Genomic DNA, 25,327 nt, shown 5'->3' with positions numbered 1-25,327 from the left:
GACGCTCCCGACGCGCGCAGCCCTAGGAACCCAGCGCCGCCGCGACGACCGTCCGGGCCTCCTCCTGCACCTGTGCGAGGTGCTCGGGTCCCTTGAGGCTCTCGGCGTACAGCTTGTAGACGTCCTCGGTGCCGGACGGGCGTGCGGCGAACCAGGCGTACTCGGTCTGAACCTTGAGTCCGCCTATCGCCGCCCCGTTGCCGGGCGCGTGCGACAGCTTCGCCGTCACGGGGTCGCCGGCCAGCTCGCTCGCCGAGACGGCGTCGCCCGACAGCTTGGAGAGAGCGGCCTTCTGCTCGGGCGAGGCGGGGGCGTCGACGCGCTGATAGGCGGATGCGCCGAACTCGGCCTCGAGCTCGGCGTACCGCTGCGACGGGGTCTTGCCGGTGACGGCCAGGATCTCCGCCGCCAGCAGGCAGAGGAGGATGCCGTCCTTATCCGTCGTCCAGACCGTGCCGTCCTTGCGGAGGAACGACGCGCCGGCGGACTCTTCGCCGCCGAAGGCGACGGAACCGTCGAGCAGACCCGGCACGAACCACTTGAAGCCCACGGGGACCTCGAGCAGCGTGCGACCGAGCGAGGCGGCGACCCGGTCGATGATCATCGACGACACGAGGGTCTTGCCGATCGCAGCATCCTGCGGCCAGCCCTCGCGGTGGCGGTAGAGGTAGTCGATCGCGACGGCGAGGAAGTGGTTCGGGTTCATGAGGCCCGCGTCCGGGGTCACGATGCCGTGGCGGTCGGCGTCGGCGTCGTTGCCGGTGAGGATGTCGAACTCGTCGCGCCGGGCGACGAGGGCGGCCATGGCCGAGGGGGAGGAGGGGTCCATGCGGATCTTCTCGTCCCAGTCGAGCGTCATGAACCTCCAGGTCGGGTCGACCTCGGGATTCACCACCGTGAGATCGAGCCCGTAGCGCTCGCCGATCAGGGCCCAGTACTCCACCGAGGCGCCGCCGAGCGGGTCGGCTCCGATCCGCACGCCCGAGCGTGCGATCGCCTCGACGTCGATGATCGAGGCGAGGTCGGCGACGTATCCCTCGCGGAAGTCGTACTGGCCGAGCGTCGCGTCGTCGATGTCGGCGTGACGGACCCGCGCGACGCCCTCGAGTCCGGCCTCGATCAGCTGGTTCGCCCGGTCGGCGATCCAGCCCGTCGCGTCGGTGTCGGCAGGGCCGCCGTGCGGCGGGTTGTACTTGAAGCCGCCGTCGCGGGGCGGGTTGTGCGACGGGGTGACGACGATGCCGTCGGCGCGACCGGCATCCGCCTCGCCACGCCCCTTGTTGTAGGTGAGGATCGCGTGGCTGAGGGCAGGGGTCGGCACCCACGAGTCGCGGCTGTCGACGCGCACGTCGACGCCGTTCGCGACGAGGACCTCGATCGCGGTGTGCTCCGCGGGCAGCGACAGTCCGTGGGTGTCGCGGCCGAGGAAGAGCGGGCCGGTGATGCCCTGCGCCGCGCGATAGTCGACGATCGCCTGCGTCGTGGCGAGGATGTGGTCTTCGTTGAAGCTCCGCGACAGGGACGAGCCGCGATGGCCGCTCGTCCCGAAGGCGACCCGCTGCGCGGCGACCGCGGGGTCGGGCTTCAGGTCGTAGTACGCGCCGATGAGGGCGTCCACATCGACGAGGTCAGAGGCTTCGGCTGGCTGTCCTGCGCGGCTCATCCGCCCAGTCTGCCAGGGAACGCGGGCGTCGGCGCCTGCGTGTCGCCGATCTGCACGATCGATCAGGCCGGCAGTCGTCCATCGCCCGCGGCCATGCGGCTCGCGTGCTCGCCGAGCGCGTCGAGCACCGCACGGAGGCCGGGCGAGTCCGACATGGTGCGGCGGTGGATCGCCGACACCGCGCGCGTCGATTCGGGCGAGACGGTCGGGACGGCGACGAGGTCGGGGCCGAGCGGCGGGCGGCCCAGACGCGGCACGAGGGCGACGGCGATGCCCGCGCGAGCGATCTCGAGGTGGTTCTCGAACTCCATCGACTCGTGCACGATGCGGGGCGCACCGCCGACACCGTCGAACAACCGCCGCAGCCACTGCCGGCAGATCGTCGACTCGAACGTCGCGACCCACGGCTCGCCGCCGATGTCCTCCGGCCGGAGCTCCGAGCGATCCGCGAGCGGGTGGTCGCGGTGCAGGATCACGTCGGCGACGTCGGTGAACAGCGGCTCCTCGACGAGGTGGTCCGGGATCGCGAGCGCGACATTGCCCCAGCGGTGCACGAGCCCGACGTCCCGCTGACCCGACGCGACGAGGGCCACCGTCTCCCACGGTTCGCTCTCGCGCAGGGGCAGTCGCAGATCCGGATGCCGGCGGCCGAGGTCGGCGAGCACCGGGACCATCATCCCGCGCACGACGGTCGGGAACGCCGCGATGCGGATCTCACCCGAGATCCGGTCGGGTTCTCCGCCGCCGTGCAGATCGGCCCGCACGCGTTCCAGGTCGGCGAGGATCGGCGTCGCCGAGACGACCAGGCGTGTCGCCGCCTCGGTCAGCACGACGCCGCGTCCGACCCGCTCGAGCAGAGCGACACCGGTGTCGCGTTCGAGGCGCTTGATCTGCTGCGACACCGCCGACGGAGTGAACCCGAGGGCGTTCGCGGCGGCGGCGACACTGCCCTCCGTCGCGATGCTGCGCAGAGAGACGACGGCCTCGAGATCGATCATGAAGCGATGCTACCGATTCACCGTGCGAAATCATCGCTTGTCCTTCCGGATGCTGCCGGGGTGGACTGATCAGCGTGACCCGACGTGACATGCTCCTCGCCGCCCTCGTCGCCTCGCTCTGGGGCCTGAACTTCGTCGTCATCGACTGGGGGATGAGCGGCATCCCACCGCTGCTCTTCGTCGCGATCCGCTTCGCCGTCGTGGGACTCGGCGCCGTCGTGGTGCCGCGCCCCACGACGGGGTGGCGCGTGATCGTCGGCGTCGGACTGTTCATGAGCCTCGGGCAGTTCGCGCTGCTCTACTCGGCGCTCGCCCTCGGACTCAGCCCCGGACTCGCCGCGCTCCTGCTGCAGGCGCAGGCGGTGTTCACGATCGTGCTGGCGGCCGCCGCGCTGCGGGAACGGCCCACCGTGCCACAGGCGATCGGTGTCACCCTCGGGGTCATCGGCCTCGCGATCGTCGCGGTCTTCCGCGGTGGCGACGCGCCCGTCGTCGCCGTGTGTTTCGCGCTGGCGGCGGCGCTGTCGTGGGCGGTCGGCAACGTCATCTCGCGACGTGCCGGTGTCGTGACCGGAGTCGGACGCGGGGGAACGCTCTCGCTCACCGTCTGGTCGTCCCTCGTCGTGCCCGTCCCCGCCGTCGCGCTCTCGATGGTGATCGACGGTCCGGTCGCGATCGGTGCGGGCCTCTCCGCCATCGGTCCTGCCGCCATCGTGTCGACGGCCTACACGGCGGGGCTGTGCACCCTGTTCGCGTACGCCGTCTTCAACGGACTGCTCGGACGCAACCCCTCGGCGGCCGTCGTGCCGTGGATCCTGCTCGCCCCCGTCGTCGCGATGGTCTCCGCCGCGCTGCTGCGGGGCGAGACGCCGAGCGTCGGCGAGGTGGTCGGCGGAGCGGTGCTCGTGGCGGGGGTTCTGGTCACCGGCATCCGTCGTCGTCCCGTTCGTCCGGCGGAAGAGGCTGTGGAGGCGCCCATTAGGCTGTCGGCGTGACCCCCGAGCCCCCGGCCGCCCCCTCCCGTCGCACGTACAGCTTCCTGGGCCCCGCCGGAACCTTCACCGAGGCCGCCCTCGCCCAGGTTCCCGAAGCCCGTGACCAGAACTGGCGCCCCGTCCGCAACGTCGGTGAGGCGCTCGCCGATGTCGTCGAGGGGCGATCGGATGCCGCGATGATCGCGATCGAGAACTCGGTCGACGGCGGCGTCTCCACCACCCAGGACGCGCTTGCGACGGTGCCCGGCTTGCGCATCGTCGGGGAGTACCTCGTCCCCGTCGAGTTCGTGCTGGTCGCCAAGCCGGGCGTGCGGCTCGAGGACGTCTCACTCATCGCCGCCCACCCGGTCGCCTACGCACAGTGCCTGACGTGGCTCACGCAGACGCTGCCCGAGCACTCGCACATCCCAGCCTCGAGCAACGTCGCCGCCGCGGTCGGCCTCGTCGACGGCGGGATCACCGCGGATGCCGCGATCGCCCCGCCCGGCATCCTGAAGCTCCACGACCTCGAGCTGCTCGCCGAGAAGATCGGCGACAACCCGCACGCCGTGACCCGCTTCGTGCTCGTCAGCCGGACTGCTCCGCCGCCCGCCCCGACCGGCGCCGACAAGACCTCGCTCATCGTCGAGCTGCCCGAGGACCACCCTGGCGCCCTCCTCGAACTGCTCGAGCAGTTCGCCACGCGCGGCATCAACCTGTCGCTGCTCGCTTCGCGCCCGATCGGCGACGAGCTGGGCCGTTACCGCTTCGTCATCGACGCCGACGGGCACATCGAGGACGAGCGGATGGCCGACGCCCTCCTGGGGCTGCGGCGCTTCTCGCCGCGCGTCCTCTACCTCGGCTCGTACCCGCGCGCCGACCGGGCCATCGTCCGCTACCCGCAGCGCTACTCCGACGAGGTCTTCGTCGAGGCCCGTGACTGGCTTCGGGGTCTGGTGTCGGGGGAGCCCGAGGCCTGACCCGCGCTTCGCCGGCGACACCTTCGAGGTCCGGCGCCACGCGGGCTGCGGAACCGGTGACCGCGGCGCCTGCGCCCGGAATCTCCGAGGCCGCCGTCCGACGCGGGCGTGAGTCAGGCCGCCAGCAGCTCGAGCGTGCGGATGCGGGAGGGCGCGGCATCCATCGGCTCGCCCTCGGTCGCCGCGGCCACCGGCGAGACCATGACCTCGTCCACGCCGTGGCGGGCGGCGAACTCCGCGAGCCGGGCGCGGACCTCGGGACCGGTCCCCACGAACCACCGCGACATCATCGCGTCGAACACCGGTGCGGCCAGGCCGTCGGAGGCCTCGGCCGAGGCGGCGTGCTCGACGGTCTCGAGCGCGGTGAGGGGCTTCCCGCCGCGCAGCCGCGCCATCATCCGCGCCTGGGGCAGCGCCGCGGCGCGCGCCTGCTCGTCGGTGTCGGCGACGACCGCGTTCGCCGTGACGAAGGTGCGCGGCTCCGCGAGGGTCTCGGAGGGCTGGAACTGCCCGCGGTACAGGTCGAGCGCCCGCTCGAGGCCCTCACCCGAGAAGTGATTCGCGAAGACGTAGGGGAGTCCCATCCCGGCCGCCAGCTGCGCCGAGTAGTCGCTCGAGCCCAGCAGCCAGACCTCCGGGGACCCCGTCGACGCCGGCGTCGCGCGCACGTCGTAGGTGCCGCCGGAGGTGAACCGCAGTGTCGCTCCCTCGGCGGAGACGAGCGAGCGGATGTCGGTGATGTGGTTCGGGAACCGCTCGACGTCGCTCGTCGTGCCCGACTGCCGCAGCAGCTGCGTGATGACGGGATCCGACCCGGGCGCGCGCCCGATGCCGAGGTCGATGCGGCCGGGGGCGAGCGCCTCGAGGGCGGCGAACTGCTCGGCGACCACGAGCGGGGAGTGGTTCGGCAGCATGACGCCGCCCGATCCGACACGGATGCGGCGGGTGCGGGTCGCGGCCGCAGCGATCAGCACGGGCGGAGTGGTCGAGGCGACGGCCGGCATGTTGTGATGCTCCGCGAACCAGTAGCGGCGATAGCCGAGTTCGTCCGCGCGCTGGGCGAGGGCGAGCGAGGCGGCGATGGCCTGGCTGCTGGTCTGCCCGGTGCGGACGGGGACGAGGTCGAGGACGGAGAGGGCCGGGGTCGCAGTGCTCATATCCTGGGCTGCAACCGGCGCGGGTCTCCCGGCATTCCGCGCCGAGGCCGATCAGGCCGAGTCGCGCCAGACGACGGGGCAGGGGAGGACCGTGCCGCCGGCATCGGGATCCTCGCCGCGGAGTTGACGGAGGACCGACTCGGCGGCGGCGCGGCCGAGCTCATCGGCGGGCTGGTGCACGGTCGACAGGGGCGGATCGCAGCGCAGCGCCCACGAGCTGTCGTCGAAGCCGACGATGCCGATGTCCTCGGGGATGCGCCGACCCGCGGCCTGGAGGACGTCCATCGCCCCGGCGGCGACGGCGTCGCTCGAGGCGAAGACGCCGTCGATGTCGGGCGCGCGCTCGAGGAGCGCCCGCATCCCGGCCTGCCCGTCGGAGTACGAATAGAGCGGCACGGACTCGACGAGGCTCGGTTCGAACCGGGAACCGAGGGCGTCGACGAAGCCGGCGAGACGATCCGAGCCTGAGTCGCGGTCGAGCGCGGAGGCGATCATGCCGATGCGCTTCCGGCCGGTGGCTGCCAGGTGTGTCGTGATCTCGCGCGCGGCGCCGCGATTGTCGATCGCGACGTAGGCGGCGTCGCCGATGTCGCGCGGGTGGCCGACGAAGGCGGCCGGCAGGCCGAGGTCCGCGATGGCGCGGGTGATCGGGTCGCCGACGCGGGCCGAGACGATGATGACGCCGTCGATCAGCCCGCCGCTCAGATAGCGCGCGAGTCGCTCGATGTCGCGGGTGGTGTCGGCGATCATGAACGACAGCTGGTAGTCCGCCTCCGAGAGGGCGGCGTTCGCGCCGAGCAGGATCGAGCCGATGTTGGGGTCCTCGACGAAGAGCGAATGCGGCTCGTGCACGATGAGGCCGATGGCCTGCGAGCTCTGCATCACGAGGCTCCGCGCGGCACGATTCGGGACGAACCCGACCTTCGCAATGGCCGCTTCGATGGCTTCGCGTGCTTCGTCCGAGACGTAGGGCTGCCCGTTCAGGACCCGGCTGACCGTTCCGCGCGAGACGCCCGCCTCGATCGCCACGTCCTTGACCGTTGCGCGGCGGCGTCGACCCAGGGTCTCTGTGCGATCGATGCTCACGCGTTCATCGTATGTGCACGCACACAACCGCACGGGCGCCTGCGCCGCCGTGTTTGACACACATCTTCACCCGATCTACTCTGTACACGTTCACAGAGCCTCAACGCGGAGGAACACCGCTCGGACCTGTGCACGTTCACAGGATCCAGAGGAGAACATGTCGGTCCCCGCCCGCCCCTTCGAGCACGACGGCATCGCGTTCGGTTGCGACTACAACCCCGAACAGTGGACGCCGGACGTCTGGGACGAGGACATCGCGCTCATGCGCGACGCCGGCGTCGATCTCGTCGCGATCAACATCTTCGGCTGGGCGCACATCGAGCCGCGCGCGGGGGAGTACGACTTCTCCCGCCTGAACGACATCGTCGAGCGGCTGCACACCGCCGGCATCCGCATCAACCTCGGTACCGGCACCGCGTCGACGCCTGCGTGGCTGACCACCGCGCACCCCGAGATCCTCCCGGTCGTCGAGGACGGCACCCGCCGCTACCCCGGGGGCCGTCAGGCATGGTGCCCGAGCTCACCGGTCTACCGCGAGGCCGCCCTCGCCCTCGTCGACGCTGTCGCCGCTCGCTACGGCTCGCACCCGGCGGTCGCGCTGTGGCACGTCTCGAACGAACTCGGATGCCACAACGCGCTGTGCCACTGCGACGAGAGCGCCGGCGCGTTCCGCGAATGGCTGCGGGCGCGGTACGGCACGGTCGCCGAGGTGAACCGCGCGTGGGGGACCGCGTTCTGGAGTCAGACCTACTACGAGTGGGACGAGATCCTCACCCCGCGGGCCACCCTCTCAAGCCGAAACCCCGGCCACGTCCTCGACTTCCACCGGTTCAGCAGCGACGCGCTGCTCGAGCACTACCGCGCCGAGGCCGAGGTCATCCGCGCCCGCAGCGAGGTCCCGATCACGACCAACTTCATGGTCACGGCGCACATCGAGAACCTGGACTACTGGTCCTGGGCAGGCGACATGGACATCGTCGCGAACGACCACTACCTGGACCACCGCCTAAGCGACCCCCGATCCGAGCTCGCCTTCGCCGCCGATCTCTCCCGCGGGCTCGGTCAGGGCGCTCCGTGGATCCTCATGGAGCACTCGACGGGTGCCGTCAACTGGCAGCCGCTGAACACGCCCAAGGCCCCGGGCGAGATGATCCGCAACTCCCTCACCCACGTCGCACGCGGCGCCGACGGCGTCTGCTTCTTCCAGTGGCGTGCCTCGGTGCAGGGCAGCGAGAAGTTCCACTCCGCGATGCTGCCGCACGCCGGCACCGACTCCGCCGTCTGGCGCGAGGTCGTCGAGCTCGGCGGCATCGTCGACCGCATCGGCGAGATCGCGGGCTCGCGCGTCGAGAGCGACGTCGCCCTGCTCTTCTCGTGGGAGTCCTGGTGGGCGAGCCAGAGCGAGACCCGCCCCAGCCAGTCCCTCGGCTACCTCGACCAGGTGCACGCCTCCTACCGCGCCCTCCACGCGAACGGGCTGACCGTCGACGTGGTCGCCCCCGGCGCCGACCTGTCCGCGTACCGCTTGGTCGTCGTCCCGGGCCTGCACCTCATGACCGAAGCGGATGCCGCGGTCCTCACCGCGTGGATCGCCGCCGGAGGTACCGCCCTGATCACGTTCTCGACCGCCATCGTCGACGAGAACGACCGCGTCTACACCGGCGGCTACGCAGGCCCGCTCCGTGAGGCGCTGGGCCTGCACATCGAGGAGTTCGCCCCGGTCGCGCCCGGTCTCGCCCTCACCCTGACCGACGGATCCACCGCACGGCTGTGGTCGGAGCGCTCCCGCACGACGACCGCCGAGGTCGCGGCATCCTTCACCGACGGCCCTGCCGAAGGGATGCCGGCGCTCACCCGCAACACCTGGGGTGACGGGACCGCGCACTACCTCGCGACGCTTCTCAGCGACGCCGATTACCGTGACCTGGTGGCGCGTCTCTCCGCCGAAGCCGGCGTGGCGCCCGCCGCTCCCATCCGGCCGGCCACCGGCGATCTCGAGATCGTCCGGCGCCGCGGGGAGGGCGCGTCCTATCTCTTCGTGATCAACCACGGCGAGACCGACGTCCGGGTCGACTCCGACGGCCTGGACCTCGTGACCGGCGCAGAGGTCGCCGGCGGCATCACCGTGCCTGCGGGTGCGGTGCGCATCATCAGAGAGGAGGCGGCCGCATGACCGCCACGGAACTGGTCGTGACGCGTTCGTCGGCGAAGCCGTCGCGCGCGAAGCGGATCCCGCGGGCGAAGACCCCGCACAAAGGGGCGATCGCGGTCTTCACCGGACCATTCGGCATCCTCTTCCTGCTCTTCTACCTGATCCCGATCGGGTACGCGATCTGGCAGTCGCTCCTGGTCGTCCAGCGCGACGGACTCTACGGCGAGCCCACCGAGGTGTTCGGCGGGCTGACGCAGTACATCCAGGTGTTCCAGAACGCGCCGTTCTGGGAGTCGGTCGGCCGCGTGCTGCTGTTCGGCGTCGTGCAGGTCCCGGTCATGCTCGGCCTCGCGCTGCTGTTCGCGCTGCTGCTCGATTCCCCGGTCCTGAAGGGCAAGCGGTTCTTCCGCCTCGCCTTCTTCGCTCCCTACGCCGTCCCCGGCGTCATCGCCGCGATCATGTGGGGTTTCCTCTACTCGCCGAACCTGTCGCCGTTCACCGACGTCACCCGCGCCGTCGACTTCCTCTCTCCCGAGATGGTCCTGTGGTCGATCGCGAACGTCGTGACCTGGGTCTTCGTCGGCTACAACATGCTGATCATCTACTCGGCGCTGCTGGCGATCCCCGCCGAGGTGTACGAGGCGGCGCGTCTCGACGGTGCCGGCCAGATCCGCATCGCCTGGTCGATCAAGATCCCGATGGTCGCTCCCGCGATCATCCTCACGGCGGTGTTCTCGATCATCGGCACCCTGCAGCTGCTCGCCGAGCCCCAGGTGTTCCGCTCATTCAGCTCGGCGGTCTCGTCGACGTACACCCCGAACATGACGATCTACGCGACCAGCGCCGTGCCGAACCCCTACCTCGCGGCGGCCTTCTCGGTCGTGCTGGCGCTGGCCACCTGCGTCCTGTCGTTCGCGTTCTTGAAGCTCACCCAGCGGAAGGCCGAGCAATGAGCCTCCTCACCCGTACCGACGGCGCCCTGGCCGTCGACCCGCCGAAGAGCCGGGGACCGCGCGAGAGCATCCTGTCGCGCACCGCCGCCCTGCTGGTCATGGGCGTGTTCACGCTGTACTTCCTGGTGCCGATCTGGTGGCTGTTCATCGCCTCGACGAAGGACCGCGGTCAGCTGCTGACGACGAACGCCCTGTGGTTCGCCGACTGGAACCTGTTCGCCAACATCGGCGACCTCGTCTCGTACAACGACGGCATCTACTTCCGCTGGCTGCTCAACAGCCTCGCCTACGCCGGCCTCGGGGCGCTGCTCGCCACCGTCTTCGCCGGAATGGCCGGGTACGCCCTCGGCAAGTACAACTTCCGCGGACGTGAGGCGTTCTTCAACATCGTGCTCGGCGGCGTCCTGGTTCCCGCGACCGCCCTCGCCCTGCCGCTGTTCCTGCTGTTCAGCCAGGTGAACCTGACCAACACCTTCTGGTCGGTCCTGCTCCCCAGCATCGTCAGCCCGTTCGGTGTCTACCTCGCTCGCATCTACGCATCGTCGTCGGTGCCCGACGAACTCATCGAGGCGGCGCGCCTGGACGGCTCGGGCGAGGTGCGGACGTTCTTCACCGTGTCGTCGCGCCTCATGGCGCCGGCGCTCGTGACGATCTTCCTCTTCCAGTTCGTCTCGATCTGGAACAACTTCTTCCTGCCGCTGATCATGCTGCGCAGTCAGGAGCTGTTCCCGGTCACCTACGGCCTCTACACGTGGAACACGCAGCTCAACCAGATCCCCGAGCTGCGCACCTACGTCCTGGTCGGCGCGTTCCTGTCGATCGTGCCGCTCATCATCGCCTTCCTCTTGCTTCAGCGCTTCTGGCGCAACGGGCTGGGCACCGGTTCCGTGAAGTGAGTCCCCGCCGCGGGCGGCACCCGCGGCATCCCTGCAGTACCTGTCCTGTCAGACCCGATCAACGATCAGATTGGAAATCCCATGCAGCACACCAAGAAGGCAGTCGTCGCCGGCGTCGCACTGCTCACGGCGTTCACCCTGGCCGGCTGCGCCGGCGGCAGCGGTGGCGCCGGCAACGGCGGCGGCGCAGCCGATCCCGCAGCCTGCGCCCCGTCGGACGGCGAGGTCACCCTCGACTTCACCTCGTGGATCCCCGGCATCGAGGACGTCGTGAAGATGTGGAACGACGAGAACCCCGACATCCAGGTCAAGGTCCAGACGGGCCCCAACGGCAACTCGGGCACGTACTCGAGCTTCTTCAGCCAGCTCGAGGCCGGCAACGCCCCCGACCTCGGTCAGATCGAGTACGACGCGCTCTCGAGCTTCCGCGTGCAGGACGGCCTCGAGGACCTCTCCGCGTGCGAGGACGTCGCTGCGGCGGAGGACGAGTTCATCCCGTGGACCTGGAACCAGGTCACCCTCGGCACCGACGGCGTCTACGGCATCCCCCAGGACTCCGGACCCATGGCGCTGTTCTACCGCTCCGACCTGTTCGAGCAGAACGGCATCGAGGTCCCGACCACGTGGGACGAGTACAAGGAGGCCGCCAAGAAGGTCCGCGAGGCCGGCGGCTACATCACCAACTTCTCGACCGCCGACATCAACCAGTTCGCCGGCTTCGTGTGGCAGACCGGTGGTGACTGGTTCTCCAACGACGGCAGCTCATGGAAGGTCAACCTGGCCGGCGACCAGTCCAAAACCGTCGCCGACTACTGGCAGGAGCTCATCGACGAGGACCTCGTCTCGACCTACCCGGCCTGGACCGAGGAGTGGAACAACGCCTACAACTCGGGCGAGGTCTGGACCTGGAACTCGGCCGTGTGGGGCGCCAACTCCATCTCGTCCGGCGCTCCCGACACCGCCGGCAAGTGGTCGGTCGCCCCGTCGCCGCAGTGGGAGGCGGGCGAGAAAGCCGCCGGCAACTGGGGCGGATCGTCGATCGCCGTCTTCAAGGGCACCGAGCACCCGTACGAGGCTGCGAAGTTCGCGCTGTGGCTGAACACCTCCGACGAGGCCCTCACCGCCCTCAACGAGTCGGCGAACATCTATCCCGCCACGACGAAGGGTCTGACTCTCCCGTCGCTGCAGGAGGGTGTCGAGTTCTACGGCGGGCAGAAGATCTACGACGTCTTCGCCGAGGCCGCGGCTCAGGTCAACCCCGACTTCGTGTGGGGCCCGACCATGACGCAGACCTACGCCGACGTGTCGGACGGCTTCCAGAAGGCCGCCACCGGTCAGGGCACGCTGTTCGAGGCGCTCGAGGCCGCGCAGACCAAGACGGTCGACGCGCTCAAGGCGCAGTCCATCCCCGTCTCCGAGTGACCACTCGCTGACACCGGTTCAGTGACACGGATCCACTGACACGGATCCCCTGACACCACGCATCCGCGCCGCGGGTCGGGCCCCAGGGCTCCGATCCGCGGCGCGGTCGCGTTCGGGCGATCACTCGCGTGCGGCCTGCTTCACCTTCTCGTAGGCGTCGAGCGCGTTCTGACGTGTCGCCTTCAGATCGACGATCGGCTGCGGCGGCTGCCCGTCGGCATCCCGGTATTCCGGAGCCCACTCCCCGATGTACTCGCGCTTCTTGTCGAACTTGTCGGCCTGCAGCTCGGGGTTGAAGACACGGAAGTAGGGTGCCGCGTCGGCGCCCGACCCCGCGACCCACTGCCAGTTGAACGGGTTGCTCGCCCCGTCGGCATCGACCAGGCAGTCCCAGAACCACTCCTCGCCGCGGCGCCAGTCGATCATCAGGTTCTTGATGAGGAAGGATGCCGTGACCATGCGCACGCGGTTGTGCATGTAGCCCGTCTCCCACAGCTCTCGCATGCCGGCATCCACCATCGCGTAGCCGGTCCGGCCCTTCTGCCAGGCCTCCAAGGCGGAGGGCTTCAGGCGCGGCCAGGGGAAGGCGTCGAACTCCCGCCGGAGGTTCTTCGTCGCGAGGTCGGGGAAGTGGTACAGCGTGTGCCAGGCGAACTCGCGCCATCCGATCTCGGACAGGAATTGCGACGAGCCCGTTGTCTCGACGGCTTCGTGCCAGACGGTGTGAGGGCTGAGCTCCCCCCAGCGCAGTCGGGGCGACAGCATCGACGTCGCCCCCGCAGCGGGGCGGTCCCGCGCGGCACCGTAGTGGCCGAGGTCCTCGTCGAGGAACTCCCGCAGTCGGCGTCGTGCCGCCGGTTCGCCCGGCTCCCACGTGTCGCGCAAACCCTGCGCCCAGTCCGGCGCGGTCGGCAGCAGCTGCCAGTCGTCGAGGTCGTCCGAGGCGGGAGGGCGGGACGGGCCGGGCACCTCGCGCGCCTCCGGCAGGGGGGCGCGCGGGGCGGGCTGCGCGAGGCACGCCCGCCAGAAGGGGCTGTAGACCGAGAAGTGGCGCCCCGCTCCGGTCTGGATGGTCCAGGGCTCGAACAGGACGGATGCCGCGAACGACGCGACCTCGGTGCCGCCGTCCCGCAGGGCGGACTTCAGCCCCGCATCGACCTCGCGCTCGGGTCCGCCGTATCGGCGGTTCCAGAAGACGGCACCCGCTCCCATCTCGTCGACGAGCTCTCTCACGACGCGATCGGCCGGCCCGCGACGCAGGATCAGCCGGGAGCCGCGCTCGGCCAGACGCTCCGCCAGCGACGCGAGCGAGTGGTGCAGCCACCAGCGGGCCGCCCCGCCGAGGGGACGGATGCCGTCGGACTCCTCGTCGAGGACGTACAGGCCGATGACGGGCTCCCCGCGGTCGAGTGCCGCGCGGAGGGCGGGATGGTCGGCGAGGCGGAGGTCGTCGCGGAACCAGACGATCGAGGGGGACGGCATGACCTCATCCTGGTCATCGCCCGCGGCCCGCGCCGCCCCTTGCAATCCGGCGCGGAATGCCTCAGACGGCCTCGACGGAGTGCCCGCGCGGGATCGCGAGGGTCAGTCCGCCGGGGATCACGCGCACCGCGATCCGGGTGGCCTCGCCGAACTCGTCGCCGTCGAGCTGCACCGGGTGGGCTTCCTCGGCGGCCAGGTCGATGCCCTTGCCTCGCGAGTACCGCACCGAGTTGTCGGCGGTGCGGAGGGAGAGGATCTTGCGGCCGGTGCGGAACTTGCGGAGCACGCTGTTGTCCCACGCGAGGCGACGCCACACGAGCAGCCAGCCGAACGCGGAGCGCGGCTGCAGGATCGCGACGTCGAGCTCACCGTCGGTGATGGATGCCTCGGGGATGAGTTCGAGCCCCGCCTGCAGCGACCCGCAGTTGGCGAAGAGCACGCTCTGCACGTCGGCGCGATGGATCCGGTGGCCGGGCACCTGGTAGACCACGGGGAAGGGCTTGGCCTGCGCGATCGACCGCGCGGCGCCGTCGACGTAGGCGACCCAGCCGACCTTCTTCTTCAGGTCGCTATTGGTGTTCGCGATCATCGCAGCGTCGAGGCCCATGCCGCCCATGACGACGAAGGCGTGCTCGGTGGTCTCGCCGTCGGGTCGGCGCAGCTGCGCGAGGCCGACGTCGATGGCGAGGGTGTCGCCGTCGAAGGTCGCGGCGATCATCGCGGCGGGTTCGTCGAGGGGGAGGCGGAGATTCCGGGCGAGGAGATTGCCGGTCCCGCTGGGGACGATCGTGAGGGGCACGGAGGATCCGGTCATCGCCTCGCTCACGGCGCGGACCGTGCCGTCGCCACCGGCGACGAGGACCGCGTTCACGCCTTCCTTCAGGGCCTGGCGGGCGACGTCGTCGCCGAGGTCGTCGACCGTGGTCTCGTAGAAGAGGGGTTCGGACCAGCCGGCATCCTTCGCCGACTGCGCCACCTGCTCGCGCAGGGCGTCGCCGTCGACCTTGATCGGGTTGTAGACGAGCGCCGCCTTGGGGCTCGGGCGGCCCTCCTCATCGGGCATCGGCTCGGTGGAGCCGCTGCGGTCGACGCGACGAGCCTCGCCGGTCTCGCCGTCGTGCGTGTCCGCCGAGATGTCGTCGGGTTCGCGGATGACACCGTCCGGTTCTGCCGCGGAAGCCGGGTCGTGCGCGTCGTCGGAGCCGTGCGTCGTGCCGGGATCGGTCGTCATGCGTAAAGGATAGGGCCCGGCATCCTTCTCTCGGGGCCCCTTGCGCGTCCGTGCGATCCGCACCAGGGGAGGGCGCCGGGAGGCCCGCGACTAGACTCGTCGGGTGATCGATCTCGCCCTCCTCCGTGACGACCCGGACCTCGTGAAGCGCTCGCAGGAAGCGCGCGGCGAGTCGCCCGACACCGTCGACGCCGCCCTCGCCGCCGACCGGGAGCGGCGCGCGGCGATCACCGCCTTCGAGGAGCTCCGCGCCGAACAGAACGCGCACGGCAAACGCGTCGCGAAGGCGCCGAAGGACGAGAAGGCGGCGCTCGTCGCCGAGGCGAAGGACCTCAGTGAGCGAGTGAAGGCCGCGCAGCAGGCGGTCACCACCGCCGAGGAGGCCGCCTCGGCCGCTCTCTCGCGCATCGAGAACATCGTCGTCGACGGCGTGCCCGCCGGGGGAGAGGACGACTTCATCACACTGCGCACCCACGGGGAGCCGGCGGCATTCGACTTCGAACCGCGCGACCACCTCGCCCTCGGCGAGATGCTCGGTGCGATCGACACCGAGCGCGGCGCGAAGGTCTCGGGGGCGCGATTCACCTTCCTCACCGGGATCGGGGCGCGACTCGAGCTCGCCCTCATGAATCTCGGCCTGCAGCGCGCACTCGAGGCCGGCTTCATCCCGATGATCCCCCCGACGCTCGTGCGAGCGGAGGTCATGCGCGGCACCGGCTTCCTCGGTCAGCACGCGGACGAGGTCTACCACCTCGACGACGACGACCTGTACCTCGTCGGCACGAGCGAGGTCCCTCTCGCCGGCTACCACATGGACGAGATCCTCGACCTCGAGGCGGGCGCGAAGCGATACGCGGGCTGGTCGACGTGCTACCGCCGCGAGGCGGGTTCGTACGGCAAGGACACGCGCGGCATCATCCGCCTGCACCAGTTCAACAAGCTGGAGATGTTCGTCTACACGACGCCCGACGACGCCGAGGCCGAGCACCTGCGCCTCGTCGAGATGCAGGAGCGGATGCTGCAGGACCTCGGGCTCGCCTACCGCGTGATCGACGTCGCCGCCGGCGACCTCGGCTCCTCCGCCGCCCGCAAGTACGACGTCGAGGCGTGGGTCCCGACGCAGGGCGCCTACCGCGAGCTCACGTCGACGTCGAACTGCACGACGTACCAGGCCCGCCGCCTCGACATCCGCTACCGCCCCGAGGGCGGTCGCACCGCGCCGGTCGCGACCCTCAACGGCACCCTCGCGACGACCCGGTGGATCGTCGCACTGCTCGAGACGCACCAGCGCGAGGACGGCTCGGTCGTCATCCCCGAGGTCCTGCGCCCCTACCTGGGTGGCCTCGAGGTGGCGGAGCCGATCGCGTGAGTCCCGAGGGCGCCCCTGCCACAGGCGAGCTGCGCGCGGTTTCGGCGGACGAGGCCGCCGACGTCGTCGACGAGATCGCGACGGATGCCGCCGAGTCTCCGCGCGAGCGACTGCTCATCGCGCTCGACGTGGACGGGACGATCCTGCTCGAGGACGAGACCTACAGCCCGGGCGTGATCGACGCGGTCGCCGATGCGCAGCGGGCCGGGCACGAGGTCATGCTCGCGACGGGACGCTCGTGGGAGGGCACCCGTCACGTCCTGGAGGGGCTGGCGCTGACGCCCGAGTACGTCGTGTGCTCCAACGGCGCGGTCATCCTGCGACGCACCGGCCCCGCCGGGAGCACGGCCTACGAGCGGTTCCACACCGAGGAGTTCGACGCGACCGAGGTCCTGACCCTGCTGCGCGACCATCTGCCGACCGCCCGCTACATGGTCGAGCTGCCCGACGGTCGTCGGCTCTACACCGACCGGATGGACGAGTGGAACGTCTCGCGCGCCGACCGGGTCCCGTTCGAGGAGCTCTCGGCGCACCCCGTCTCTCGCGTCGTCGTGGTGTCCGAGAAGGGCACCGACCAGGACTTCCTCGACCTCGTGTCGCGGATCGGCCTGAACGAGGTCTCGTACGCCGTCGGGTGGTCGGCGTGGCTCGACATCGCCCCGCAGGGCGTCGACAAGGCGACGGGGCTCGAGATGGTGCGCCGTTGGCTCCGCGTCGCGCCGTCGAACGTCGTCGTCATCGGCGACGGCCGCAACGACATCGGGATGTTCCGGTGGGCGCGGGCCCACGGCGGACGCGCGATCGCGATGGGTCAGGGGCCGGACGAGGTGACCTCGGAGGCGTCGGAGCTCACGGCATCCGTCACCGAGGGCGGCGTCACCGCGGTGCTGAAGGCCCTCTGACCGGCCCGTTCAGGCCGCATCCAGGCGCGCCCGCGAGAATGGACGGGTTCTGGGGTCGGCTAGACTCGGCCTGTTCGACCGAGGCCATCAGCGCGGTCGGGAGGGTTGTCCGAGCGGCCGAAGGATCCGGTCTTGAAAACCGGTGGGCAGCAATGTCCCGTGGGTTCGAATCCCACACCCTCCGCACTGTCCGAAAGGTGATCCGTGAGCGCAAGGCATGACGCGAAGGCGACGAAGTTCCGCCGTCAGCCCGTCGCCCGTCACGGAGCGCTCACGTCGCCGCATCCGCTGCGACAGGTCTTCACGATCCTCGCCGCGATCGTCGCCGTCGCCCTGGTCAGCACCGTCGCGATCGGCGGATTCTACGTATGGGATGCCGCGCGCAGCCTGGACGAGAACGGCGTGACGATCGGCGACGACGCCCCACTTCCGCCCCATATCGGCGAGATCGAGGGCGGCGTCAACATGCTGATCGTCGGAACCGACTCATGCGAGGGGCAGGACCTCAAGCTCTTCCCGCGCTGCGCCCACGATGACGGTGGGGAGCGCAACGACGTCACGATGCTCGTGCACATCAGCGACGCGCCCCGCCGCGTGACCGTGGTGTCGTTCCCGCGCGACATGATCGTGCCGATCCCGGCGTGCGAGAACCCCGACGGCGGCTCGTACCCCGCGTTGAGCGCGCAGATGATCAACACCTCCTACAGCTACGGCGGGCTCAGCTGCTCGGTCGCGACCGTCGAGGAGCTGACGGGTGTCGACATCCAGTTCGCCGGTGCCATCCGGTGGACCGGCGTGATCAACATGTCCGACGCGATCGGCGGCGTCGACGTATGCCTCAGCGGTGACATCAAGGACAGTCACACCGGGCTCGACCTCGCGGCCGGTGAGCACACCCTCGTCGGTGCGGAGGCGCTGCAGTTCCTCCGCATCCGTCACGGCATCGGCGACGGATCCGACCTCGGGCGCATCTCGAACCAGCAGCAGTTCATGAGCTCGCTCGTGCGCAAGCTGCAGTCGGGCGAGGTGCTCTCGAATTACCCGGCCCTTCTGAACCTCGCGAACACCGCCCTGCGCCAGGTCAACGAGAAGCAGCTGATCCTCAGCGAGTCGCTCACCAACCCGCAGCGGATGGTCCAGATCGCGATGGCCGTCGCGGACGTGCCCTACAAGGACATCGTCTTCGTGCAGTACCCCACCGTGTACGCACCGGGCGGAGCTCGTGTGCTGCCGGTGACGTCGGCTGCCGACGTGCTGTTCACGGCGCTGTCCGAGAACAAGCCGATCCGCGTCACGGGTGCGGCGAGCGGCGGGAACGGCGTCGAGGTCGTCGGCGAGGCGGGCGATCCGAACGCCACGCCCGACCCGACCGGCACGCCGACGGGGACAGCAGACCCCGACTCCACTGCGACGCCGCCGGCGACCGCGGACGGCACCGTCGACCTGCCCGGGGAGATCACGGGCCAGTCGGCCAACGAGGTCACCTGCACCGTCGCGCAGCGCTGACGCTCGGTTCGGCGCGGCGCCCGCGAGCGGTTATGCTTGCGTGGTGCATCCGCGCCGTCCGCGGCCGGATGCCTGGAGACGTCGCATAGTCAGGCCTAGTGCACCACCCTGCTAAGGTGGAGTCCCCTTTAGGGGACCGAGGGTTCAAATCCCTCCGTCTCCGCCATGAGAAGCCCCGGTTCGCCGGGGCTTCCGGCGTTTCGGAGCGAGCCGTCGGCGCGCGGTCACACTGGGAAGGCGCTTCCCCATAGGCTGGTGCCCCCGCTCATCTCCAGGAAGTGACGCATGTCCGTTCGCATCGAAGTCGGCAACCGTGACCTCGAGATCGTCGTGGTCGCGGATGACGGTGCACCGCCGCGACTGCTCCGATGCGGCCCTCCTTCCTGGGCCGCGGACCTGCCCGCCGGCCAGCCGCTCATCGAGATCGTCACGGGTGACTCCGGGCACGCGCCGTCGTCGTCGAGGATCACCTACGGCGAGCTGAGCAGTCGACTCCGCTACGTCGACCATGCCGTCACGGACCTGCCGGGCGGTTGGACCGAGCTCACCCTCACCACGAGGGAGACGCGGCCCGGTCCGGCGCATCGGCTGGGGACCGTCACAGGGCTCGGCCTCGAGGCCCTCGTGCGCGTCACCGTACCGCCGACGGGCTGCGCCCTGCGCTCCGAGGTCACCGTCACCAACGCCGCGGATGCCCCGGAACCGCGCACCCTGACCTCCGTCGCGAGCGCGGCACTGCACGTCGCGCTCGGGCACGACGCCGATTCGGCCCCGGACGCGCTCACCCTCGCCACGGCGCGCAACGACTGGATCGGCGAGTCCCGCTGGCGCGTGGCGCCGCTGCGCTCCTCGGGCCTCGAGGAGCTCGGCCTGGGCGAGCGCACCGTCGGAAGTCGCGGACACGTGAGCGTCGCCTCGCGCGGCACGTGGTCCACCGGGGGTCACCTCCCGTGCGGTGCCCTGTGGAACACGGCCGATGGTGCGGCCGTCGTCTGGCAGGTGGAGAACAACGGTGGCTGGCGCTTCGACATCGCCGAGAACGCCGAGGGCACCTCGCTCGCGCTCAGCGGGCCCACCGAGGACGACCACCGCTGGCTCGCCGTCCTCGCCCCCGGTCAGAGCTTCACGACCGTGCCTGCCTCTCTCGCCTTCGGCGACGACCTCGATGCGGCCGCCGCCGCGATGACGGGCCTCCGACGGCTCAGCCGTCGGGCGCACCCCGACAACGAAGAGCTGCCGGTCGTCTACAACGACTACATGAACACCCTCATGGGCGACCCGACGACCGAGAAGCTGCTGCCGCTGATCGACGCCGCTGCCGACGCCGGGGCCGACTACTTCGTGATGGATGCCGGGTGGTACTCCGACACCGACGACTGGTGGTCGACCGTCGGGGACTGGATCCCCTCGACCGTCCGCTTCCCCGGCGGCATGGGGCTCGTCTTCGACCGCATCCGGGAGCGCGGCATGCGCCCGGGAATCTGGCTGGAGCCCGAGGTCGTCGGGGTCGACGCCGAGGCCGCGAAGCGACTGCCCAGGGAGGCGTTCTTCCTCTCCCGCGGGGTCCCGGTCGTCGAGAGCGAGCGGCTGCACCTCGATCTGCGCCACCCCGCGGCGCGCGCCCATCTCGACGCGGTGATCGACCGTCTGGTGGCGGAGTTCGGCATCCGCTACTTCAAGTTCGACTACAACGTCACCGTGGCCCGTGGCACCGATCACGACGCCGACAGCGCCGGTGCGGGCCTGCTCGCATACAACCGCGCCCACATCGACTGGCTCGCCGGCATCCTCGACCGCCACCCCGATGTCACCCTCGAGAACTGCGGTTCCGGTGCCATGCGGGCGGACTGGGCGATGCTCTCCGTCTCACAGCTGCAATCGACCAGCGACCAGGAGGAGGCGGAGTTCTCGGCCCCGATCGCCGCCGCCGCGCCGTTCGCCATGCTCCCCGAGCAGGCGGCCAACTGGGCGTACCCCGCCGCCGACATGTCGCCGGAGAAGACGGCGTTCACCCTCGCCAACGGTGTGCTGGGTCGTCTGTATCTCTCCGGCTTCCTGCACCTGCTCAGCGCCGAACAGAAGGAACTCGTGGCCGAGGCGGTCCGCGTGCACAAGGATCTGCGCCCTTTCATCCGGACCGCGACCCCCTCGTGGCCGCTCGGACTCGAGCAGCGCGACGAGCCGTGGCAGGCACTGGCCCTGCGCGATGAGACGCAGACTGTCCTGACCCTCTGGCATCAGGACGGTGCGGCGACGAACGTGCGGGTACCCCTCCCGTCCCTTCGGGGGCGCGACGTCGACGTCGAGGTCCTCTTCCCGGCCAGCGCTCCGGCGTGGGAGATCGCATGGTCGCCCGAGGACGGGGTCCTGGAGGTGACCGCCGGGGAGCCCTGCCTCGCCGCTCGCGTGCTGCGACTGACTCCGCAGTAGTGTTACGCCGCGACTTGCACGGCCGTCGGTCAGGCAGCATCGTCGGGGGATGAGCCCTGTCGCCCCGATCGGTTCCCACCCGTTCGACCGGCTCGACCGTGCGCGGTTCGATCGTCCCGAGAGCCGCAAATGGAGTCTGCACCCCGGCGCCGTCGGCGCGTGGGTGGCGGAGATGGACTTCGGGATCGCACCCCCGGTGTCGGACGCGCTCCAACGGGCGGTGACGGACGGCATCCTCGGTTATCTGTCCCCGCCGCTGGCTGCAGACCTCGGGCACGCGACGGCGGACTGGATGCGGGCGGAGTACGGCTGGGTCATCGATCCTGAGCGGGTCCATCCCGTGTCGGACGTCATGGCCGCGCTCGGAGTCGCCGTGACCGAGTACGCGCCGGCGGGATCCGCCGTCATCGTCCCCACCCCGGCCTACATGCCGTTCCTCACCTACCTCCCGACGATCGGCCACCCCGTCGTGGAGGTGCCGGGGGTCGTTGTGGACGGGCGCTGGCAGCACGACCTGGACGGCATCGACGCAGCCTTCGCCGCGGGCGCGCGGACGCTGGTGCTGTGCAATCCGCACAACCCCACCGGCACAGTCCTGACCCGGGCGGAGCTGACCGCTCTCGCCGAGGTCGTCGAGCGGCACGGGGGTCGGGTGTTCGCTGATGAGATCCACGCCCCGCTGCGGTACGACGGCGTGGCCCACGTGCCGTACGCCTCCCTGTCCGACGCGACGGCCGCCCACACGATCACCGGCACGAGTGCATCGAAGGCATGGAACCTCGCAGGCGTGAAGACCGCCCAGCTGATCACCTCGAACGATGCCGACCAGGCCGCCTACCGCCGCTTCGGATTCGCGGTGCAGCACGGGGCCGCCACCGTCGGCGTCGTGGCGGCCATCGCCGCCTACCGGGACGGCCGACCCTGGCTCGACGATGTGATCGCGTACCTGGATGCGGAGCGGCACGAGCTCGCCGGCCTGCTCGCCGAGCACCTTCCGGGCGCCCGGTACGCCGCACCGGAGGCCACCTACATCGGGTGGATCGACGCGTCCGCGCTCGACCTGCCCGCCTCGCCGGCGACGTTCTTCCGCGAAGAGGCCGGCGTCGTCCTCACCGACGGGGCTCTGCTGGGCCGGGGATACGAGGACTTCGCGCGCATCGTGTTCGCCACCCCGCGCCCCGTGCTCGTGGATGCGGTCCGCGAGATGGGGGATGCCGTCCGTCGCGTCACGCGGGTGTGATCACCGCGCGTCAGAGACCGGCGACCTGCTCGTCCTCGTCGGGCTCCGGCTCGGGCACGATGCGGAGGCCACTCGGGGAGTTCGCCGTCGCCATGAGGCTCTCGATCCACGCCGGATTCAGAGGGCCCGTCGAGCGGCTGTGGTAGCGCACGTCCCAACTCGTGGACACGCCGACCCATCGCGAGACGCGCCCGCTGCCGAGGCTCGGGTCGACCGTCCACGTGAGGATGAACGGCTCGCGTCGCCGCAGCTTCGTCACCATCACGACTTCGAGGTGCGCCAGCAGGCGGTCATCGAGCGTGACCGTCTCGGCGCCGAATGCCAAACGTCCCATCAGCGCAAGCTTACGCTGTAAGCATGCGCTTTCGGTGGGAAAGGGGGAGGATCGGGGTGGAGGCTCCTCATGAGCAGACAGACCGATCGGGCGGCGGCACCGAGACTGAGCCGCGAAGGGATCATCGACGCGGCGCTCGCACTCGTCGATCGCTCAGGTCCCGCGGGCCTGTCGATGCGCGCCCTCGGCAGTGAGCTGGGAGTCGAAGCGATGTCCCTCTACCGGCATGTGCACGGCAAGGAAGACCTCCTCGAGGGGGTCGTCGACGCACTGACCTCCGAGCTCACCGCTGTCATGGAGCGGGAGGCCGACGAACACTGGCAGACGTTCCTGCAGAACGTCGCGCACGCCGTGCGGGACATCGCGATCTCGCACCCCCTCGCCTTCCCGCTGATCGCCACCCGGCATCCCGCCGCACCGTGGCTGCGCCCCCCGCTGCGCAGCATAGAGGCGGTGGACATCCTCCTGCGCGTCCTGCTGGCCCACGGGTTCTCGGACGAGCAGGCGGTCCGCGCCTACCGCGGCTTCAGCAGCTTCCTGCTGGGTCAGCTGCTCCTCGAGGCCGCCGTCCGCGGTGCCGACGTCGGGGGCGCCGGTCCGGCATCCGGCAACGGCGACCCCTCGTTCTCCGGCGAGGGTGATGAGTCTCTCGACGACGCCCCGGAGGTGCGCAGGCTGCGTGCGCTGCTCAGCGAGGACCACAGCAAGGAGGAGTTCGAGACCGCCCTCGAGATCCTCCTCGATCGGCTCGAGACCGAGCTGTCGCAGTAGCGCTTCGTTCTTTCTGCGCCGCGCTGCATCCGCGGGACCCCCTCGACGGGAATACACAGTGGTGCCCGACGTCCGCCGGGCGCGACTCTTCTCATCGAAGGAGCAACGTGATGAACAAGAAGATCGGAATCGCCCTGGCCACGGTGGTCGCGGGCGCGCTGGCACTCACCGCATCACCCGCGTCGGCCCACCAGGCGACGAAGCCCGCCGGCACCGTCGTGGACGTCGCCGTCGCGGCGTCCGGCGGCGGCACGCCCGACGCGAACGGGTCGGACTACGACATCCTGGTGCAGGCGCTGGTCGCGACGGGACTCGACGACACCCTCTCCGACACTGACACGACGTACACCGTGTTCGCGCCCAACGACCGTGCCTTCCTCCGCCTGGTGGCAGACCTGACGGGTGAGGCGCCGGCATCCGAGGCCGCTGCGCTCGAGGCGATCACGTCGACCTTCACGGCCGAGCAGATCGCCGACATCCTGCTGTACCACGTGGTCGCGGGTAAGAAGCTGTCGCCCGTGAAGGTGCTCTTCTCGCGCTCGATCGAGATGGCGAACGGCGGCACGATCGAGCCGCGCGGCATCGTTTTGCGCGACGAGACGCCGGAGCTGAAGAACCCCAAGCTCGTGCTCCGCGCCATCGACATCCCGGCCTCGAACGGCGTCATCCACACGATCGACCGGGTGCTGGTCCCCGCATCCTGATCGGTCTCCGGCGCTCCGACGACGCCCGTCAGCGCGAGAGCAGACGGTGCAGCCAGCGCATCCTCGCCAGGCGGGCGTCGTGGGAGAGGGGCGCGTCCGGCGCCAGAGCGTCGAACGCGTGCGCGCCACCGGGCCACACATGGAGCTCTGCGTCGCCGCCGGCGGCCCAGATCCGGCGGGCGTAGTCGACGTCCTCGTCGCGGAAGGTCTCTGCTGACCCCACCTCGATGAACGTCGGAGGCAATCCGCTCAGATCGTCGGCCACGGCGGGTGAGGCGTATGCGGGTACCTCGTCACCGGGGAGCTCGCCGAGGTACGCCGCCCAGCCCGTGGCGTTCGCCGTCCGGTCCCACGTACCCGCCCCCGCCATCTGATGAGCGGATGCCGAGTCGTTGCGGTGGTCGAGCATGGGGTAGACGAGCATCTGTCCCAGGAGCGCCGGGCCTCCCCGGTCGCGGGACGCGAGAGCTGCGCCCGCGGCGAGGCCGCCGCCGGCGCTGACCCCCTGCAGGATGATGCGGTCGGGATCGAGCCGCAGATCCTCCGCGTGCTCCGAGACCCACACGAGCCCCGCGTAGACGTCGTCGAGCGGGGCGGGGTAGGCGTGCTCCGGGGCGAGACGGTAGTCGACCGACACGATCGCCGCGCCCAGATCGAGGGCGACCTCGGCGAGCATCGGGAGCACGTCGAACGGCGTTCCGACCACCATGCCGCCGCCGTGGACGTGGTAGATCACCGGCAGCGGATCGCTCCGATCCCGCGGCCGCAGCGCCACCAGCCGCAGGGGCGTCCCGTCGGCGCTCCGTGCGACGTGCTCCTGGACGAGCAGCCGGCCCCCCAGGGTGTACTCGGCCGGAGCGGGAACCACGGCGCGGGCGCGGAGCTGGGGAATCTCGTCGGGGCTGAGCGAGACCACCAGGTCATTCGCCGCCCCGAGCGCGATGAGAACGTCGGGATCGAAGGGCGGGCGCGCGACAACGTCGTCGACCCTGGTCCCGTGGGGGCTCCGTTGCACCGCCGGCATCCCTTCTCCGATGCTAAATCGCGTTAGCTCGGAGGATAGCGGATCGGATCCGG

Annotated in this window: 21 protein-coding genes and 2 tRNA genes; 15 read left to right on the top strand and 8 right to left on the bottom strand. The window is 70.4% G+C overall.

The genetic code is table 11. The annotated features are described in order from the left end of the window. Positions 1–22: 22 nt before the first annotated feature. Both pgm and AB0259_RS08000 read right to left on the bottom strand, forming a co-directional pair. A complete protein-coding gene (gene pgm / locus AB0259_RS08005) occupies positions 23–1,663 on the bottom strand; it encodes a phosphoglucomutase (alpha-D-glucose-1,6-bisphosphate-dependent) (RefSeq protein WP_366222438.1) in 1,641 nt (546 codons plus the stop codon). Positions 1,664–1,725: 62 nt separating this feature from the next. Continuing rightward, positions 1,726–2,661 carry a LysR family transcriptional regulator gene (locus AB0259_RS08000; protein WP_366222440.1) on the bottom strand — a complete coding sequence of 312 codons (936 nt, stop codon included), beginning with the start codon at positions 2,659–2,661 and terminating at the stop codon, positions 1,726–1,728. Positions 2,662–2,735: 74 nt separating this feature from the next. Here AB0259_RS08000 and AB0259_RS07995 point away from each other — a divergent pair, with 74 nt between their 5' ends. Together AB0259_RS07995 and pheA are read left to right on the top strand one after the other, a co-directional pair. Further along, complete coding sequence (locus tag AB0259_RS07995) at positions 2,736–3,656, top strand: EamA family transporter (RefSeq protein WP_366222441.1); 921 nt, start codon at positions 2,736–2,738, stop codon at positions 3,654–3,656. Beyond that, positions 3,653–4,615 carry a prephenate dehydratase gene (pheA, locus tag AB0259_RS07990; protein WP_366222443.1) on the top strand — a complete coding sequence of 321 codons (963 nt, stop codon included), beginning with the start codon at positions 3,653–3,655 and terminating at the stop codon, positions 4,613–4,615. Before AB0259_RS07995 ends, pheA begins: the two co-directional genes overlap by 4 nt. A 113-nt stretch (positions 4,616–4,728) precedes the next feature. On the opposite strand, the gene AB0259_RS07985 is transcribed toward pheA, so the two are convergent. Then, complete coding sequence (locus tag AB0259_RS07985; RefSeq protein WP_366222445.1) at positions 4,729–5,772, bottom strand: LLM class flavin-dependent oxidoreductase; 1,044 nt, start codon at positions 5,770–5,772, stop codon at positions 4,729–4,731. 51 nt (positions 5,773–5,823) lie between these two features. Next, entirely contained in the window at positions 5,824–6,858 is a 1,035-nt protein-coding gene (locus AB0259_RS07980) for a LacI family DNA-binding transcriptional regulator (RefSeq protein ID WP_366222446.1), read from the bottom strand. A gap of 157 nt (positions 6,859–7,015) precedes the next feature. Here AB0259_RS07980 and AB0259_RS07975 point away from each other — a divergent pair, with 157 nt between their 5' ends. The 4 genes from AB0259_RS07975 (at position 7,016) to AB0259_RS07960 (ending at position 12,281) form a co-directional block, all read left to right on the top strand. Further along, on the top strand, positions 7,016–9,031 hold the full coding sequence (locus AB0259_RS07975) for a beta-galactosidase (RefSeq protein WP_366222447.1): 2,016 nt from the start codon (positions 7,016–7,018) through the stop codon (positions 9,029–9,031). Further along, the gene (locus AB0259_RS07970; RefSeq protein WP_366222448.1) at positions 9,028–9,963 is read left to right on the top strand and encodes a sugar ABC transporter permease; all 936 of its coding nucleotides are present in this window, start codon (positions 9,028–9,030) and stop codon (positions 9,961–9,963) included. The genes AB0259_RS07975 and AB0259_RS07970 overlap by 4 nt, the downstream gene beginning before the upstream one ends. Further along, positions 9,960–10,859 carry a carbohydrate ABC transporter permease gene (locus AB0259_RS07965; protein ID WP_366222449.1) on the top strand — a complete coding sequence of 300 codons (900 nt, stop codon included), beginning with the start codon at positions 9,960–9,962 and terminating at the stop codon, positions 10,857–10,859. Before AB0259_RS07970 ends, AB0259_RS07965 begins: the two co-directional genes overlap by 4 nt. An 81-nt stretch (positions 10,860–10,940) precedes the next feature. Further along, positions 10,941–12,281 (top strand): extracellular solute-binding protein, encoded by a 1,341-nt coding sequence (locus AB0259_RS07960; RefSeq protein WP_366222450.1) that lies wholly within the window; start codon positions 10,941–10,943, stop codon positions 12,279–12,281. A 120-nt stretch (positions 12,282–12,401) separates the two neighbouring features. Here the strand turns inward: AB0259_RS07960 and AB0259_RS07955 are convergent, their stop codons facing one another. Together AB0259_RS07955 and AB0259_RS07950 are read right to left on the bottom strand one after the other, a co-directional pair. Further along, positions 12,402–13,763 carry a deoxyribodipyrimidine photo-lyase gene (locus tag AB0259_RS07955; RefSeq protein WP_366222451.1) on the bottom strand — a complete coding sequence of 454 codons (1,362 nt, stop codon included), beginning with the start codon at positions 13,761–13,763 and terminating at the stop codon, positions 12,402–12,404. Positions 13,764–13,824: 61 nt separating this feature from the next. Further along, a complete protein-coding gene (locus tag AB0259_RS07950; RefSeq protein ID WP_366222452.1) occupies positions 13,825–14,994 on the bottom strand; it encodes a diacylglycerol kinase family protein in 1,170 nt (389 codons plus the stop codon). Positions 14,995–15,097: 103 nt separating this feature from the next. Between AB0259_RS07950 and serS the strand changes: the two genes are divergently transcribed. From serS to AB0259_RS07915, 7 genes are all read left to right on the top strand, one after another. Beyond that, the gene (gene serS, locus AB0259_RS07945) at positions 15,098–16,363 is read left to right on the top strand and encodes a serine--tRNA ligase (RefSeq protein ID WP_251578234.1); all 1,266 of its coding nucleotides are present in this window, start codon (positions 15,098–15,100) and stop codon (positions 16,361–16,363) included. Next, on the top strand, positions 16,360–17,265 hold the full coding sequence (locus AB0259_RS07940) for an HAD-IIB family hydrolase (RefSeq protein WP_366222453.1): 906 nt from the start codon (positions 16,360–16,362) through the stop codon (positions 17,263–17,265). Before serS ends, AB0259_RS07940 begins: the two co-directional genes overlap by 4 nt. Before the next feature lie 99 nt (positions 17,266–17,364). Further along, positions 17,365–17,449: transfer RNA gene (locus AB0259_RS07935), tRNA-Ser, on the top strand. A 20-nt stretch (positions 17,450–17,469) separates the two neighbouring features. After that, a complete protein-coding gene (locus AB0259_RS07930; RefSeq protein WP_251578238.1) occupies positions 17,470–18,771 on the top strand; it encodes an LCP family protein in 1,302 nt (433 codons plus the stop codon). Positions 18,772–18,845: 74 nt separating this feature from the next. Further along, positions 18,846–18,937 (top strand) — tRNA-Ser (locus AB0259_RS07925). Between the two features lie 119 nt (positions 18,938–19,056). Beyond that, the gene (locus tag AB0259_RS07920; protein WP_366222456.1) at positions 19,057–21,201 is read left to right on the top strand and encodes a glycoside hydrolase family 36 protein; all 2,145 of its coding nucleotides are present in this window, start codon (positions 19,057–19,059) and stop codon (positions 21,199–21,201) included. Between the two features lie 49 nt (positions 21,202–21,250). Then, the gene (locus AB0259_RS07915; RefSeq protein ID WP_366222458.1) at positions 21,251–22,441 is read left to right on the top strand and encodes an aminotransferase class I/II-fold pyridoxal phosphate-dependent enzyme; all 1,191 of its coding nucleotides are present in this window, start codon (positions 21,251–21,253) and stop codon (positions 22,439–22,441) included. Positions 22,442–22,451: 10 nt separating this feature from the next. Here the strand turns inward: AB0259_RS07915 and AB0259_RS07910 are convergent, their stop codons facing one another. Continuing rightward, complete coding sequence (locus AB0259_RS07910; protein WP_251578243.1) at positions 22,452–22,775, bottom strand: hypothetical protein; 324 nt, start codon at positions 22,773–22,775, stop codon at positions 22,452–22,454. A 69-nt stretch (positions 22,776–22,844) separates the two neighbouring features. Between AB0259_RS07910 and AB0259_RS07905 the strand changes: the two genes are divergently transcribed. Further along, entirely contained in the window at positions 22,845–23,546 is a 702-nt protein-coding gene (locus tag AB0259_RS07905; RefSeq protein WP_251578245.1) for a TetR/AcrR family transcriptional regulator C-terminal domain-containing protein, read from the top strand. Positions 23,547–23,656: 110 nt separating this feature from the next. Further along, positions 23,657–24,250 (top strand): fasciclin domain-containing protein, encoded by a 594-nt coding sequence (locus AB0259_RS07900; RefSeq protein ID WP_366222460.1) that lies wholly within the window; start codon positions 23,657–23,659, stop codon positions 24,248–24,250. Between the two features lie 28 nt (positions 24,251–24,278). Here AB0259_RS07900 and AB0259_RS07895 read toward each other — a convergent pair whose 3' ends face one another. Further along, positions 24,279–25,265 (bottom strand): alpha/beta hydrolase, encoded by a 987-nt coding sequence (locus AB0259_RS07895; protein WP_366222461.1) that lies wholly within the window; start codon positions 25,263–25,265, stop codon positions 24,279–24,281. Positions 25,266–25,327 lie beyond the last annotated feature (62 nt).

The organism is Microbacterium sp. NPDC080005 (genome assembly GCF_040702445.1).
GTDB lineage: Bacteria > Actinomycetota > Actinomycetes > Actinomycetales > Microbacteriaceae > Microbacterium > Microbacterium oleivorans_D.
Note: the sequence above shows the minus strand (reverse complement) of the source record. Positions and strands in the feature narration are given on the sequence as shown.